Source organism: Balneolales bacterium ANBcel1, assembly GCA_029688905.1.
Taxonomy (GTDB): domain Bacteria; phylum Bacteroidota; class Rhodothermia; order Balneolales; family Natronogracilivirgulaceae; genus SLLW01.
This window is the reverse complement of the sequence record JARULB010000007.1, coordinates 98199-112924: the sequence shown is the minus strand read 5'-3', so window position 1 is coordinate 112924 and position 14726 is coordinate 98199. Positions and strand designations below refer to the sequence as shown.

Here is a 14726-nt window from a genome sequence, read left to right as displayed (position 1 = left end):
ACAGAATATATTGCAGAACAAAGTGACGCCGGATGGAAAACAACCCATCATCAATATAGAAAACAGGGAGACGGGTATCTACATAAACATGACGGACTTGAGTCTTTCAGACATCTGCCGGATGACTACAATCCACCTGTCGTCCTGCCGGGGCGTAGCTCCCGTTTGCGATAACCTGCAAATCGAGTCCAAATGCTTCCGGCAGGGTTGGTTCCGAAGATTCTTTTTGAGATTTTGTTATGTGAGGCCCTTTATCCACCCATAGCAGGTCAACCATGCACTCCGCTACTTACCATATTTGCTCGGGTTTTCTCCCGGTTGTTCCGGACGTGTATGTCACATCGGCCGGGGCATCGTGGATGGTTTTGGATTACAGAACGGCGTGGATTGTGGTGGTCATTGGGATGGCCGGATTACTGCTTTTGCTTCTGGCCTTATATTTCCAGAACAGGCAGCTCAAAAAGAGTATGGCCGAACGTGCGCAGATCGAGAAGGATCTGGAAGACAAAGAACAGCGGTATCGGTCCATTGTATCCGTATCCAACACCGGAGCGTGGGAGTATCATCACCGGACCGGCTATTTGTGGTGCAGCCCGGAGTATTATTCCATGCTTGGGTACGACTCGTCGGACTTCAGGGCGGAAAATGAAGATAACATCCGGGAGTCATGGCTCAATCTGGTTCATCCGGAAGATCGGGATCGTGCGCTCCGTACTTTTCTCGAGTATCTGGAAAAGGGATCGGTCGGCATGTACGAACAGATTTTCAGAATGCCGCATCAGAACGGCTCGATCGTCTGGATATGGTCACGCGGGCAGACACTGAAAAAGTCGGACGGTACGCTGGCGGAGCTGACGGTCGGCACACATATCGACATCACCGAGCGAAAACTGGCGGAAGAGGCGTTACGCCTGAGCGAAGAGAAATATCGGCTTCTGTTTCACAACAACCCGCTGCCGATGCTTTTATACGACCTGGAATCCCTCCGTTTTCTGGATGTGAACCGGGCCGCGGTTGCCAAATACGGGTACAACAGGGAGGAGTTTTTGAAGATGGACATCACCGAAATACGTCCGTCTGAGGATTTGGAGCGCCTGATGGACAATGTTAGAGAATCCTCGGGTGATTTCACCCATTCCGGTGAATGGAGGCACCGAACCAAATGCGGGAAGGTGTTTCCGGTGGAGATTATTTCACACAGTATCACCTACAGAAACCGGCCGGCGCGGCTTGCGCTGGCCAACGACATCACCATTCGAAAAGAGTATGAAGAGAAACTCCGGCAACTGAATATGGAGCTTGAGGAGCAGGTCAGTGAACGAACGGCCCAGCTGGAAGCTTCCAACCGTGAACTGGAGGCGTTCGGTTATTCGGTTTCCCATGACTTGCGGGCACCGCTCAGGCATGTAAGCGGCTATGTGGACCTGCTGAAGAGCCGATACAACGATGACCTTTCAGAGAAAGCCCGTCACTATTTAGACATGGTAACCCGCTCTTCCCAGCAGATGGGTACGCTCATCGAGGAACTGCTCAACTTTTCCCGGACCGGCAGGAAGGAGTTGCGGTACGCGATGGTGGATATGAACACAATGGTCCGGGATATGATTGAGAATCTGAAAGAGGATATGGGGGACAGGTCCATCTCCTGGGATGTTTCGGATCTGCCCGGTGTGTTCGGGGATGCGGGTTTGCTGAAACTGGTATGGATTAATCTGTTGCAAAACGCCGTCAAATATACCGGAAGGGTAGATCAGGCCGTGATTAGTGTTGGTTTCCGGGAAGAGCCGGATAAAATGGTTTATTTCGTAAGAGACAACGGAGCCGGTTTCGACATGAAATATGTCCACAAACTCTTCGGAGTTTTCCAGAGACTCCATAACCAGTCGGAATTTGAAGGCACGGGCATCGGACTGGCCAACGTGCAGCGGATCGTCCGGAAGCATGGCGGCGAGGCCTGGGCGGAAGGGCAGCCGGATCACGGCGCTACATTCTATTTTTCCATACCCGTTAACAGTGAGGAAACACATGGTCAAACTTGATACGATCCTGCTTGTGGAAGACAACCCCCAGGATGTGGAACTGACTCTTGAGGCGATGTCGGAACACAATCTGGTAAATCGTGTTGTCGCCGTGAGGGATGGTGTCGAAGCAATGGAGTATTTGCAGTATGAGGGTGAGTTTAAAGATCGAAACCGCGGAAATCCGGCCGTTATCCTTCTCGATATTAAAATGCCCCGAATGGATGGCATTGAAGTTCTGAGAGCCATTCGCGGTGACGAAAAGCTGAGGATGATTCCGGTCGTTATACTCAGTTCATCGCGCGAAGATCCTGATCTGAAAACATGTTATGAGCTGGGCGTGAACGCATACGTGGTGAAACCGGTTTCCTTTAAAGAATTTGTTGACGCCGTGAAAGAGATTGGCTTTTTCTGGGCGATGTTAAATGAGCAACCTCCTGAATTGTAGGTGATGGCAATCCATAAGGACATAAAAGGGGTCCCGTTGAAAGTGCTGATACTTGAGGACTCCTTTCCGGATTATGAACTCATCAGCGAGCAGCTGATCGGAGCCGGTTATGTTCTGGATGCTGCCCATGCGCAAAACGAGCGGGAATTTACCAGTTATCTGAGTGAGAATACTTTTGATGTAATTCTGTCCGATTTTTCCCTTCCGGCCTTTGATGCCTTCGCGGCATTGCGAATCAGCAGCAAATTGTGTCCGGATGTGCCGTTCATCTGTATTTCCGGATCAATAGGTGAAGAAACGGCGATTGACCTTCTCAAACAGGGAGCTGTAGACTATGTACTTAAGGACCGGCCCGATCGCCTTCCCTTCTCGGTAAAGCGGGCGCTGGATGAGGCCGCGGAGCGTTCTTCGAGAAAACGTGCCCAGGAAGCACTGAAAGAGAGCGAGGAAAAGTTTCGAAATATGTTCCAGCATCATTCGGCGGTTAAGTTGATCATCGATCCGGAGGATGGCACCATTATCGAGGCCAATGATGCGGCTTCCCGGTTTTACGGATATGCTCCGGATGAACTGGTCGGGATGAATATGTCGCAGATCAATACGCTCTCTGTCAAAGCCATAAAAATGGAGATGGAACGGGCACGAAAGCGAAAAAAAATCCATTTTCACTTTCGCCATCGCAGAGCCGACGGAACCATTGTGGATGTGGAAGTTTTCAGCAGCCTCATTACCATCGGGGGCAAAGGGTACCTGCATTCCGTCATTCACGATGTTACGGAGAAAATCAGGACAGAGCGCCAGCTTCGGAAATTATCCAGGGCGGTGGAACAGAGTCCGGCGAGCGTCGTGATCACCGACCGTAACGGGCGCATCGAATATGTCAACCCCAAGTTCCTGGAAGTTACCGGCTACCGGCTGGATGAGGTTTTGGGGATGAATCCGAATATTCTAAAATCGGGCGAGCATTCAAAGAGTTTTTATCAGGAGCTTTGGGATACCATTACCAGAGGGGATGTGTGGAGAGGGGAGTTGAAGAACAAGAAAAAGGACGGCACCATGTTTTGGGAGTCGGCTTCCATCTCGCCCATCAAGGATGAAAAAGGCAATGTTACTCACTACCTGGCGGTTAAGGAGGATGTCACCGAGCAAATCATCACAAGGGAAATCATTCAAAAAAACCTTGAAGAAAAAAATGTATTGCTTTCGGAGATACATCACCGGGTAAAGAACAACATGGCGGTTATTTCAAGCCTGCTGGAACTGCAGTCTGTCTCCTCCGAAACGGACAATACGGATCCGGATAAAATGTTCAGTGACCTGCAGCGGCGCATCATGTCGATGAGCCTGGTTCATGAGCTTGTCTATGAGACCAAGAATTTTTCCGAGATTGATGCCGGAAAGCTGATAAACCGTCTGGTGGGCTATTTGCACGATACCTGCCGACCGGAAGAAAAGGACATTTCTATTGATGCACAGTGTGATCGAATCATGCTTAATATGAATATTTCGGTTCCATTGACACTCTTCATTAGTGAAGTCATTACCAATGCTTACAAACACGCTTTTATCAAGCGCAGCTCGGGGAGTATACGGGTAATACTGAAAGGAGAAGAGGAGGGCTTCCGAATTGTTGTGCAGGATGATGGCGCAGGCGTGCCGGATACAGCTGCTCTGACCGGTTCCAACAGCTTCAGCTATACAATTATCCAGGGGTTGGTCCGGCAGCTGCGAGGCGATTTGGAATTTGAATCTGCTCCCGGCAAAGGGCTCAGGGTAGAGGCCCGCTTCCCCGGTAATCTCTAGGTGCTTCAGAGCTCCAGCGGATATGCCTGGACTACCGGTTGGGTGCCCGGATACCGGCAGCAGAGGCCGACTACGTAGTCCTTGGGACACGAAAAAACTAAACGAAACCAGGTACTATTGCCGTACCGAACCAGCCGTGCCTTCCACTACCTTGTGTTGAACAGAAGAGTGAGGAAGAAACCTTGATCTGAAAAAACGCTTCAGAACTAGGGTTTGTGAGTACCGCCGGCCGGACTCGAACCGGCACGGAGTTTTAAGCTCCAATGGATTTTAAGTCCATCGTGTCTACCAATTCCACCACGGCGGCACGTGCGTAACCTGACATCAACATAAGATAAAGTACAGGATGCTATTGTACAATGCCGCATTCACGCATCCTTTGTCACTGAATTCGGAAAGTGGTCAGTGAGGTTCCCAGGCACAATTAGGCACTTACCTGTGCCAGTCGGAAATCACAGAGTGTTTTGCAGACGCTTATAGAAAGCAGTATATTGGCGTCAGGCAAAATTACCACATATTTCAGGTCATATTTGTCCAAATCATCGCGCTGTATGAAGACCCATTTTGCGCATGTACGCTGACGATGATTCCATATTTTTAACATTGCCATTTTTTTCAACCATTTTTGACTGCCACCGGCTCTCGCCACAACCATTCTGACTGATGCAGGGTGCAAATAATTCATTATCTGTCAGAAAATAATTGAATTGAGGGTAAAACCGGATTTCATAGTTGTCCGGACCGGCCGGGGCTGTCTGCGAAGAGACAATCATGCTCAAGCGTGAACATTTATTGACAATGTTCAGGAACCTGCCGTGTCCTGCGGCGATTATCCTGCCTGACTCCGCCGGGTTTGAGGTCTCGGTGGTGAATGATTCGTATCTGGATCAGATTCACGGTGACCGGAGCATACCGGACCGGCTGCAGGCGGCCGAACTCTTTTCATTACTGCACGAGCGCTTGCCGGAAACCTGCAGGGTGCAGTTTAACGCTTCGTTGCAAAAGGTCGTACGCACGGGTAACAGCGATACCCTCACCTGCAGCTGCGAAGTGATGCCGGGCGAAGCCGGTTTCCTGACGCACTACACATGCTGGAAGGTGGAACACGTTCCGATTCATGATGACACCGGCCGCGTCGCGTTTATCCTGCAGACACTTTCGGATATTTCCCCGAGAACGAAGAGCGATCGGGAGTTGGAACTGCTGGAATCCGCCATAACCCATACGCGTGAGGGGGTGGTTATTGTTGAAGCAAAACCGACGGTATATGCCGATCGGCGGATTATCTATGTCAATGATGCCTATTGTGAAACAACCGGATATTCGCGGGACGAAGTCATCGGCAAACCGGCCGATCTGCTTCAGGGCGAGGAAACCGACAAGGAGGAACTTGGGCGTCTGCTTTCGGAAATGAAAGCGTGGCGACCCGCCAAAGCCGAACTTCTCTACTACAAGAAGAGTGGGGAAAAATTCTGGATGCACATCTCGGTCGTACCTGTTACCGACAACACTGGCAACTACACGCACTGGGTCTCCATTGAACGGGATGTGACCGAAAGGCGAATGCAACAGCAGCGTATCAGGGAATCACTTGGCGAGAAGGATATCCTGCTGTCCGAAGTTCATCACCGGGTGAAAAACAATCTGGCAGTTATTTCGGGAATGCTGCAGCTTCAGGCCGAGGAAGAAACCGATCGGCGCCTCCGGCTCAAACTGATGGATAGTGTCTCGCGCATCAAGACGATCTCAAACGTCCATGAACACATTTACAAGACGGACAACTTTGTTCGCATCAATTTTGCCGAAAGCCTAAGGTTTCTTACGGAGAATCTTGTCGACATGTTTGAGCCGGAAGCTGATATCCGCCTGAAATATGATTGTGATCCGGTCTATCTGAATGTCAATCAGGCGATACCCTGTTCGCTGATTGTCAATGAGGTCGCTACCAATACCATCAAGCACGCGTTCCCGGGGCGTCACGAGGGAGAGCTGTCCCTGTCACTGGCCAACGATAACGGAGAGATCCGGGTGAGTATTAAAGATGATGGTATCGGCCTGCCGGATGATTTCTGCATGCATCGGAACGGGAGCCTTGGGATGCACATTATCCGGACGCTTTCCCGCCAAATAAAGGGGACCTGCCGGCTGGAGTCGGCAGAAAGCGGCTGCCATTTTACCCTTCGATTCCATGCCGTGAACGGGAGCCCTGCTAGCGGCGGTTTGGGGCGGAAATGATCCCGCCACATCAAACGTTTACAAATAGATAGTAATTTTTGTACAACTTGCGGTTTGTCATTCTGCGGGATACCTGCGATTTTGATGTATCCGTTATGCAGATGGAACGCTTTTTGATGCACTTTTTTTGTAGGGAAAAAAGTTGTCACCCTTACCATTAACGCTCCCTATGCCGACTCAAAAACTCAATATTTCTGAAGATCTTGGATCAATTCCTCTGGAACCCGCCCAGCAGGTGGAGCTGAACAATCTGCTCAACGAGTGCCATGAGTATCTTCCGGGTTGCGATGACGAGCTCATTATCAAGGCGTTTACGCTCTCTTTTGTGTCGCATAAAGGCATTACACGGGCTTCCGGCGAGCCCTATTATCTGCATCCCCTGGAGGTGGCCCGGATTGTGGTCAGGGAGATCGGGATGGATGATGTGTCCGTGGCCGCCGCGCTGTTGCATGATACGGTGGAAGATACCGAAGTGGCGCTGGAGGACATCCGGTCAGAATTTGGCCCGGTAGTGGCACATCTGATCGACGGCATGACAAAAATCTCCGGAGTGTTCAAGAACAAGGGGGTCAAGCAGGCGGAAACGTTCATGAAGCTCCTGCTTTCCATGGCCGAAGACCTGCGGGTGGTACTTATCAAGTTTGCCGATCGCCTGCACAACATGCGGACCATCCAGCATCTGCCCCGCAAAAAGCAGCTGAGCATAGCAACCGAGACCATGGAGCTGTTCGCTCCGCTTGCCCACCGCTTTGGCCTGTACAATATCAAAAGCGAACTGGAAGACCTGAGCTTCAAGACGCTCGATCCCACCGGATTCAAGTTCATCGCCCGCAAGCTTCGTGAAAAAAAGGACGCCAGAGAGTCGTTCATCCGAAAGTTCCTCGAGCCGATTGAAGTGCAGTTGAAGCAGTCGGGTTTCAGCTTTAAAATCAAGGGCCGCCCCAAGCATATCTACTCGATTTACCGGAAAATGACCATCCAGCAGAAACCCTTCGAGGAGATCTACGATCTGTTTGCCATCCGGATCATCCTGCTGGATCCCCATACCAAAGAGGACTGCTGGCGGGTGTACTCTTTTATCACCGACTCCTACACCCCCATTCCGGAACGGTTCCGTGATTTTATATCGGTGCCCAAGGCCAACGGCTATCAGTCGTTGCATACCACCGTCATTACAAACACCGGACAAAAGGTGGAAGTGCAAATCCGCACGGAGAAAATGGATGAAATTGCTGAAAAAGGATTTGCCGCGCACTGGCGCTACAAGGAAGGCTCCGGCAAGCGCGGTGACATCAACCGGTTTGTCGACTGGGTGCGCGATGTGCTGGATAACCCGCGGCCCGATGCCGCCACCGAGTTTGTTGAGGATTTTCAGCTCAACCTGTACACCGACGAAATCTATGTTTTTTCCCCGAAGGGCGAACTGATTACCCTTCCCAAAGGCTCCACTCCCATCGACTTCGCGTTTGAAATTCACAGCGAGATCGGCGAACGGGCACTGGCCGCCAAAGTGAACGGAAAAATTGTGCCGCTGCGCCAGAAGCTGAAAAGCGGTGATCAGGTTGAAGTGATCACCGGAAAGCAGATCAACCTGAATCCGGACTGGATCAACGATGTGGCTACGCACAAGGCGCGGGCCCGTTTACGCCAGTTTATCAAGCAGAAGGAGCGCAAGGTGGCCGATGAGGGCCGGCTGATCTGGGATAAAAAAGCGGAAAGAGCCGGTGTGGAAATCTCCGACCAGGAACTGGCCAGGGTGGCCACCCGCCTGCGATACTCTTCTCTACAGAAACTGTTTGTGGACATCGGGTCGGGGGTATTTGATGTTTCGAAGCTGATGAAGGCCGTGAAAAGCTATGTCAGCAAAGGACGAATTGAAGAGGACGCCGGGCCGGAAGAACAGGAACAGGTGCCGGCCACGGATCACTACAAAATCGCCTATGACATTCACAACACCGCCGGAGCCGGCCAGGGCCTGATTCTGAACGGGGAGCTCACCGACGTGCGGTACTCGTTTGCCCGCTGTTGCAATCCCATTCCGGGAGACGATGTTGTGGGATTCATCAGTCGCGAAGGTGATATCAAAATCCATCGCGTCAGTTGCAAGAATACCCGCCATCTGATAAAAACAGACGGAGAGCGTATAGTGGATGTTTCGTGGGCCCGTAAAACCGGCGCTCAGTTCATGGGTGCGGTACGGGTTGTCGGCGAAGATCGTGTCGGTCTGGTCAGCGATATATCAAGCCTTATATCCAAATCCCTGAATACCAATATGAAAAGCATCAACGTTACCAGTGACAGCGGTATGTTCGAGGGAACCATAATTATTATGGTTGAGGATATCAGCCATCTTGACAAGATTATTACACGCTTGAAGCGAATTGACGGTCTGAAAGAGGTTTACCGCTATGAATAAAAGAAAAAAAAGACTACACGTATTTAATTTAATTTTCGTTGTTTCTATATTAAGCAGATAAATAACAGCGTATTACTCCTGTTGCATTTATTGAATATCAGCAACAAAGCCGGATGAGCGCAGGGAGGCCGATCTGAGATATTATTTATTTTCAGTTTTTTCCTGTGTATTCCGCTTAGATCCTTATTATTAACCGATTACATCTAATCACTTATTGAAATGACCTACACTAAAAGAGATATCGTTCGTCGTATATCGGAAAAGAAAAATGTACCGATGGTTCAGGTTGAGCCCTGGGTGGATGCCGTCATTGAAGCCATGCGCGATACCATGATGGAAGCCAATCCCGCTTGTCGGATCGAAATCCGCGACTTCGGCGTATTTGAGGTGAAAGTAACCAAAGCCAAACCAAAGGCAAGAAACCCCAAGACCAACGAAGTTATTTATGTTCCGGAGCACCGGAAGACCCACTTCAAGCCCAGCAAGCTGCTCAAAGAATTCCTGCGGCAACCACTGGAAACAGAACAGCTCGAGGAAGCGTAAAAATCAGGTGACAGGTTGACACATTTGCAAAGAACACTTGGTGTCGATGTCGGCCTGAAGCGAATTGGAATTGCCCAGTCGGACGTGACCGGTACCCTGGCCAGTCCACTGGGCACTTTTGCGTCCGGGGAGGCCTTGACCCTTATCTCAGGAATGTGTGACAGGGGAGATGTGCGCAGTATTGTGGTCGGCTGGCCGCTCACACTACGCGGAGAGGAGGGGGAGTCTGTCCGCATGGTCAAATCGTTTATCGCCAGGCTGGAGAAACAAACCGGAGACGTACCCATAATTACGCTGGATGAACGCTTTACCTCCACCATAGCCCATCAATCCATCCGCGACTCCGGGGCCGGAAGAAAGAAGCGCCGCGACAAGGGCCGCGTTGATTCCACGGCGGCCGCCATCCTGCTTCAAAACTACCTTGATGCACAGTAATTCTGATACCTTATGCCCATTCTGCCCATTGTAACGTACGACGACCCTGTTCTGCTCCGGCGAGCCGATCCCGTACACCCGGATCACCCCGGGTTGCAGGATTTTATCGATGACCTTTTTGATACCATGTATGAAGCCAATGGCGTCGGACTGGCTGCACCCCAGGTAGGAGAGTCGATTCGCGTGTTTGTGGTGGATGCGGATGTTATCACCGAAGAAGAGGAGAACAAGGCCTTTGGGCCGCGTGTGTTCATCAATCCGGAAATTGAACCGATGGAGGATGATCATTGGGATGCCGAGGAAGGGTGCCTCAGCCTGCCGGACTTGCGGGAGAAGGTGACCCGGCCCGACCGCATCCGGATCCGTTATCACGATCGTGAGTTTCAGCTGCAGGAGGAGGTTTTCGATGGCTGGTTCTCAAGGGTTCTTCAGCATGAGAACGACCATTTGAAAGGCGTTCTGTTTATAGATTATCTGGGAGCTTTCCGCAAAAGACTGATAAAGGGAAAACTGGAGGATATCAGGCTCGGCCGGATCGAAACAGAGTATCCCCTTGCTCCGAAAAAGCATGTTCCGTAAACCGCTGCATATTGTATTTATGGGAAATCCGGACTTTGCGGTTCCCAGCCTGGAGATGATGTCCGAAAGCGGGCATGTGATAGACGCGGTAGTCACAGGAACCGACAAGCGGCGTGGACGCGGTGGAAAAAAGAGTCCGTCGCCGGTGAAAACATGCGCCCTGAATCTCGGTATTCCGGTAATCGAAGCGGACAATATGCGTTCACCGGAGTTTGCTGAAAAATTGCAGCAGCTCCGACCCGATCTGCTTGTTGTTGTAGCCTATAAATTGTTGCCTCCCCAGGTATTGGCTATTCCGGAACTGGGCTCCCTGAATCTGCATGCTTCACTGCTGCCGCGATACCGGGGAGCTGCGCCTATTCATCATGCGCTGATCAACGGGGAAAAGGAGACCGGTTGCACTGTTTTTCTGCTGGATCAGGGGATGGATACGGGGATGATTCTGAACCAGGAAGCAACTGAAATCGGGCTGCTTGAGACCACGGGCGATGTGTATGACCGCCTTAAGGTGACGGGTGCAAGGCTTTTGGCTGCAACTGTGGATCAGCTTTCCGAAGGCAGCCACGAACCGCGCGAGCAGGATGAGCGATATTCTTCAAAAGCGCCGAAAATAAATGCGGAAGACGCACGTATTGACTTCTCCAAAGACGCTGACACAGTGCATAATCTGATACGGGGCATGAGTCCGTTTCCCGGAAGCTGGACCCGTGCAGGCGGGAGAAAAGTGAAGATTCTGCGCTCTGCACCGAAGCCCGGACAGCGGCTGGAACCCGGACATGCATTGCTTGTTGATGGAGTGGCGCTGGCCGGATGCGGTTCCGGGTCGGTGATTCTGCACGAAGTTCAGCCCGAAGGAAAGAAACGGGTCGATGGTGTTGATTTTCTGAACAGCCTGGGCGGATCGGCCGTTTTTTCCTCAGAAGAGGATGGCTTCAGCGATGCCTGAGGGCATGTGCGAAACAGCGTCCGTCCATTGAAAAAAAAAGTTGCAAGATTTGAGACAAGTCCGGATCATTGCATGAAATCAAAAACAGGAAGAAAAGCTTACGCCTTTTATGGAATCTTCGCCTCTCATTGAAGCAAGCAAGGCAGGTGATCTTGAAGCTTTAAAAGCCGCCCTCAAGGAAGGAGTTGACATCAATGCGGTCTCTGCTACAGGATCGACGCCCCTCATTTATGCCGCTCAGAACAACCAGATGGAGGCGGTCAGGCTGTTGCTGCAGAAGGGGGCGGAAGTTAATATCAGAAACAAGATCGGTGGTACGGCTCTGAACCGGGCGGCTGAAAACGGTAACCTGGAGATGATGCATCTGCTGTTTGAAAATGGTGCGGAAATCGGTCCGCTTGCATTGATCATTGCCGCAAGAGAGGGTCAGCTGGAGGCGGTAAAGCTGTTGCTGGAAAAGGGAGCTGATATTAACGGTACCCAGCATTGGGGTCAGACAGCCCTCATGTTTGCCGCGCGAGAGGGTCATATGGAAGTGGTTCGTTTTTTGATTTCGCAGGGTGCCAATGTTAAGCACAAGGACAAAAACGGATATACGGCACTCAATTTTGCGGTTGAGAATGAACACTCCGACCTGGCGGTTATCCTCAGAAGTGCCGGTGCCACAGAAACAAAGGCCCGGAAAAAACTGGAAGCGGCGCGCAAGGCCGAGAGCGAAGACGATGACGATGATGACAACGATACCGATGATCTGGAGATCGATGAAGAAGCGCCCGGACCAGATCCTGATTCCGAGGATTGAGGTAGACTCCTAATCGTTGTTTTTTTCCCTGAAGCGCATCAACAGGTTTTCCAGCGCCTCCAGTTTGCTGTTCAAATGCCGGTTTTCGGCTTCCAGCTTGTTTTTTTCATCCTCAAGCTGATCCATAGTGTCCTGGACAGAAATCCCTTTCGATCGCCGCTTTTCCACGATCTCCTCCGGGTCGGCGTAGCTACGTCCAATACTGCTTTTATAACGATTGTAGCCGGTACCGTATAATATCCAGTGGACATTCAGCGATTCACATTTTGATAGTATGCTTGATGTGTTTACTCTGTCCCTTCTTCTCCAGTTTGCAATGACCGTCGGTCTTACTTCCAGATAATCAGCCAGTTGGCTGTCGGTTTGAAGGTTGAGGGCTTGTTTTAGTCGGTCGAGAATGATTGCATCAAAATGTGATTTTTTGCTTGACAATATAAACGAGTGTGTGTATTATTCACTATACAACCAAGCCGCATTCTTTTGAATGCTACAAGTGGCGTTTTTCTGTTGCTCCACCGCTATCCCGGCTGAAAACGGTATATTGAGCCGGTTAAGGCTATTCTCCAAAGATACACTTATCGATCAATCATCAAAAGGATAATCAGTTGCATGGCGAGTTAGTTTGCACGAGCATTATCACGCTTTTCGGATTTTAATTGCCGAAGTAAACTTTGGAGTTTATTCGTTTTTTTTCTTTTTCCCAAGACGAAGTCCGGAATCGGATTTCGATGTAAAAGGCGGGATCACCGACGTGGTTTCGCCTTTTTCTTTACGTGGCCCGGACTTGAAATCGAGCAGATATAATGGTACCTTTAATCGTTCTGAAACTATCGAAATAAATGCTGCGGAATACCGGTTTGTACCGGTCCGATGCGTTTTATATTACAATACCATTATTTAAAAAAAGGACTCGTTTTATGTCAAAAATAAAAGTTGGAGTTAACGGATTCGGCCGGATTGGCAGACTTGTAACCCGTGCCATTCTCGCAGACTATAGCGACAAAATTGAACTTGTCGCCGTAAATGATCTCACTGACGCTGCCACTCTTGCTCACCTGTTCAAGTATGACTCCGTTCATGGCAAGTATAACGGCGAAGTGCGCGCTGAAGGAGATAACCTCGTTATTGATGGCAAGACCATCAAAGTAACCGCCGAAAGAGATCCCGCCAATCTGACCTGGGGCAAAGACGGTGTTCGTACCGTTGTGGAAAGTACCGGCTTCTTTACTTCCAGCGATGCGGCTTCAAAGCACCTGAAAGCCGGTGCAGAGAAAGTAATTATCTCGGCGCCAGCCAAAGGCGATGTCAAAACCATCGTTCTCGGTGTTAACGACAGCGAAATCTCCGACGACATTAATATCTACTCAAACGCGAGCTGCACCACCAACTGCCTTGCACCTATGGTGAAAGTCCTTGATGACGCTTTTGGTGTTGAGAAGGGTTTCATGACAACCGTTCATGCCTACACCGGAGACCAGGGAACCGTTGACAGCCCGCACTCGGATCTTCGACGCGCCCGTGCCGCTGCCATCAATATTGTGCCTACTTCTACCGGAGCAGCCAAAGCCGTAGGCCTGGTTCTCCCGCATCTGAACGGCAAACTTGATGGCGGAGCTCTCCGTGTACCCGTACCGACCGGCTCACTGACCGACTTCACATGTACCGTAAAGAAAGATACCACGCTGGAAGAGGTTACCGCTGAATTCAAGAAGGCAGCCGAAGGTCCGCTGAAAGGTATTCTGGAATTCACCGATGAGCCGATTGTTTCCACCGATATTATCGGAAACCCGCACTCAACCATCTATGATTCCGATATCACCAAAGTAGACGGCAAGCTGGTTAAAGTAGTAGGCTGGTACGACAATGAGGCCGGTTATTCGGCACGTACCGCAGAACTGGTCGTCCGTATCGGATAATGATCTTTGCTTGAATACCGATTTGAATCCCCAAAAAGGAGTCAGAACGGTATTTGCCTGTATCGCCCCGGTGCTCCTCTTCCGGAGCACCGGACATTCGGGATGTAGCGCAGCCCGGTAGCGCGCCTCGTTCGGGACGAGGAGGTCGCAGGTTCAAATCCTGTCATCCCGACCTTCAACCGGTGTTCTGTAACCACAGAGCACCGGTTTTTTTTTGCGGCTTTCCCAAAAATCATGCAGACTCATTGTCTGCCGATCTTTTTCTGCCAAAAACCCCCCGTGTCACCGCAACCGGTTCCGGCTCTCGAAAGATCCCCAATCGCTATCCCCGCTCCTTCAGCGACCAGGAACTTTCTGTTTGACGCGCCGCTGAGAAGCCAGCCTGCGCCGGTTCTTCCAAATCGAGCAACACTGCTTTTACCCTGACCAGAGATCACGCATCTCATGCGGAAAACCAAACACTCATTTTCTGCATGCCGCCTCCGGCTGTTAGTTTGCCTCATTTTGCTGAAAGTGGCAGCTGAATGCAATGAATAGTTTGATATCCCTCATACGCGAACAGTTCTTATTTTCTACATCATCGCA

General features: G+C 50.6%; 12 protein-coding genes and 2 tRNA genes. 12 read left to right on the top strand and 2 right to left on the bottom strand.

The genetic code is table 11. The features are described 5' to 3' along the window. Positions 1 to 365 precede the first annotated feature (365 nt). Genes QA596_10665 through QA596_10655 form a run of 3 tightly spaced genes read left to right on the top strand, consistent with a single transcriptional unit; the run spans position 366 to position 4269 of the window. Positions 366 to 2039: a PAS domain S-box protein gene (locus QA596_10665; protein ID MDG5767926.1), complete on the top strand. Its 1674-nt coding sequence runs from the start codon at positions 366 to 368 to the stop codon at positions 2037 to 2039. Further along, entirely contained in the window at positions 2026 to 2466 is a 441-nt protein-coding gene (locus QA596_10660) for a response regulator (protein ID MDG5767925.1), read from the top strand. Before QA596_10665 ends, QA596_10660 begins: the two co-directional genes overlap by 14 nt. A 3-nt stretch (positions 2467 to 2469) precedes the next feature. Further along, positions 2470 to 4269: a PAS domain S-box protein gene (locus QA596_10655; GenBank protein MDG5767924.1), complete on the top strand. Its 1800-nt coding sequence runs from the start codon at positions 2470 to 2472 to the stop codon at positions 4267 to 4269. 220 nt (positions 4270 to 4489) lie between these two features. Here the strand turns inward: QA596_10655 and QA596_10650 are convergent. Then, positions 4490 to 4576 (bottom strand) — tRNA-Leu (locus tag QA596_10650). A gap of 491 nt (positions 4577 to 5067) precedes the next feature. Between QA596_10650 and QA596_10645 the strand changes: the two genes are divergently transcribed. The 7 genes from QA596_10645 (at position 5068) to QA596_10615 (ending at position 12225) form a co-directional block, all read left to right on the top strand. Then, positions 5068 to 6504 carry a histidine kinase dimerization/phosphoacceptor domain -containing protein gene (locus QA596_10645; protein MDG5767923.1) on the top strand — a complete coding sequence of 479 codons (1437 nt, stop codon included), beginning with the start codon at positions 5068 to 5070 and terminating at the stop codon, positions 6502 to 6504. Positions 6505 to 6673: 169 nt separating this feature from the next. Further along, positions 6674 to 8920 carry a bifunctional (p)ppGpp synthetase/guanosine-3',5'-bis(diphosphate) 3'-pyrophosphohydrolase gene (locus QA596_10640; GenBank protein MDG5767922.1) on the top strand — a complete coding sequence of 749 codons (2247 nt, stop codon included), beginning with the start codon at positions 6674 to 6676 and terminating at the stop codon, positions 8918 to 8920. A gap of 219 nt (positions 8921 to 9139) precedes the next feature. Continuing rightward, entirely contained in the window at positions 9140 to 9463 is a 324-nt protein-coding gene (locus QA596_10635) for an integration host factor subunit beta (GenBank protein ID MDG5767921.1), read from the top strand. 15 nt (positions 9464 to 9478) lie between these two features. Further along, positions 9479 to 9898, top strand: a complete 420-nt coding sequence (gene ruvX / locus QA596_10630; protein ID MDG5767920.1) for a Holliday junction resolvase RuvX — start codon at positions 9479 to 9481, stop codon at positions 9896 to 9898. Between the two features lie 12 nt (positions 9899 to 9910). Next, complete coding sequence (gene def, locus QA596_10625; GenBank protein MDG5767919.1) at positions 9911 to 10477, top strand: peptide deformylase; 567 nt, start codon at positions 9911 to 9913, stop codon at positions 10475 to 10477. 19 nt (positions 10478 to 10496) lie between these two features. Then, positions 10497 to 11423, top strand: coding sequence for a methionyl-tRNA formyltransferase (gene fmt, locus QA596_10620; protein MDG5767918.1), 927 nt, complete (start codon positions 10497 to 10499; stop codon positions 11421 to 11423). Positions 11424 to 11532: 109 nt separating this feature from the next. Continuing rightward, positions 11533 to 12225: an ankyrin repeat domain-containing protein gene (locus QA596_10615; protein MDG5767917.1), complete on the top strand. Its 693-nt coding sequence runs from the start codon at positions 11533 to 11535 to the stop codon at positions 12223 to 12225. Between the two features lie 9 nt (positions 12226 to 12234). On the opposite strand, the gene QA596_10610 is transcribed toward QA596_10615, so the two are convergent. Beyond that, a complete protein-coding gene (locus tag QA596_10610) occupies positions 12235 to 12657 on the bottom strand; it encodes a helix-turn-helix domain-containing protein (protein MDG5767916.1) in 423 nt (140 codons plus the stop codon). Between the two features lie 485 nt (positions 12658 to 13142). Between QA596_10610 and gap the strand changes: the two genes are divergently transcribed. Both gap and QA596_10600 read left to right on the top strand, forming a co-directional pair. Then, on the top strand, positions 13143 to 14141 hold the full coding sequence (gene gap / locus QA596_10605) for a type I glyceraldehyde-3-phosphate dehydrogenase (protein MDG5767915.1): 999 nt from the start codon (positions 13143 to 13145) through the stop codon (positions 14139 to 14141). A 98-nt stretch (positions 14142 to 14239) separates the two neighbouring features. Next, positions 14240 to 14313: transfer RNA gene (locus QA596_10600), tRNA-Pro, on the top strand. Positions 14314 to 14726 lie beyond the last annotated feature (413 nt).

What these genes read in the sequence shown, in the direction of transcription:
- QA596_10660 (MDG5767925.1), top strand. Translation starts at nt 2,026, where the DNA reads ATGGTCAAACTTGATACGATCCTGCTTGTGGAAGACAACCCCCAGGAT.
- QA596_10655 (MDG5767924.1), top strand. Translation starts at nt 2,470, where the DNA reads ATGGCAATCCATAAGGACATAAAAGGGGTCCCGTTGAAAGTGCTGATA.
- QA596_10645 (MDG5767923.1), top strand. Translation starts at nt 5,068, where the DNA reads ATGTTCAGGAACCTGCCGTGTCCTGCGGCGATTATCCTGCCTGACTCC.
- QA596_10640 (MDG5767922.1), top strand. Translation starts at nt 6,674, where the DNA reads ATGCCGACTCAAAAACTCAATATTTCTGAAGATCTTGGATCAATTCCT.
- QA596_10635 (MDG5767921.1), top strand. Translation starts at nt 9,140, where the DNA reads ATGACCTACACTAAAAGAGATATCGTTCGTCGTATATCGGAAAAGAAA.
- def (MDG5767919.1), top strand. Translation starts at nt 9,911, where the DNA reads ATGCCCATTCTGCCCATTGTAACGTACGACGACCCTGTTCTGCTCCGG.
- fmt (MDG5767918.1), top strand. Translation starts at nt 10,497, where the DNA reads ATGGGAAATCCGGACTTTGCGGTTCCCAGCCTGGAGATGATGTCCGAA.
- QA596_10615 (MDG5767917.1), top strand. Translation starts at nt 11,533, where the DNA reads ATGGAATCTTCGCCTCTCATTGAAGCAAGCAAGGCAGGTGATCTTGAA.
- gap (MDG5767915.1), top strand. Translation starts at nt 13,143, where the DNA reads ATGTCAAAAATAAAAGTTGGAGTTAACGGATTCGGCCGGATTGGCAGA.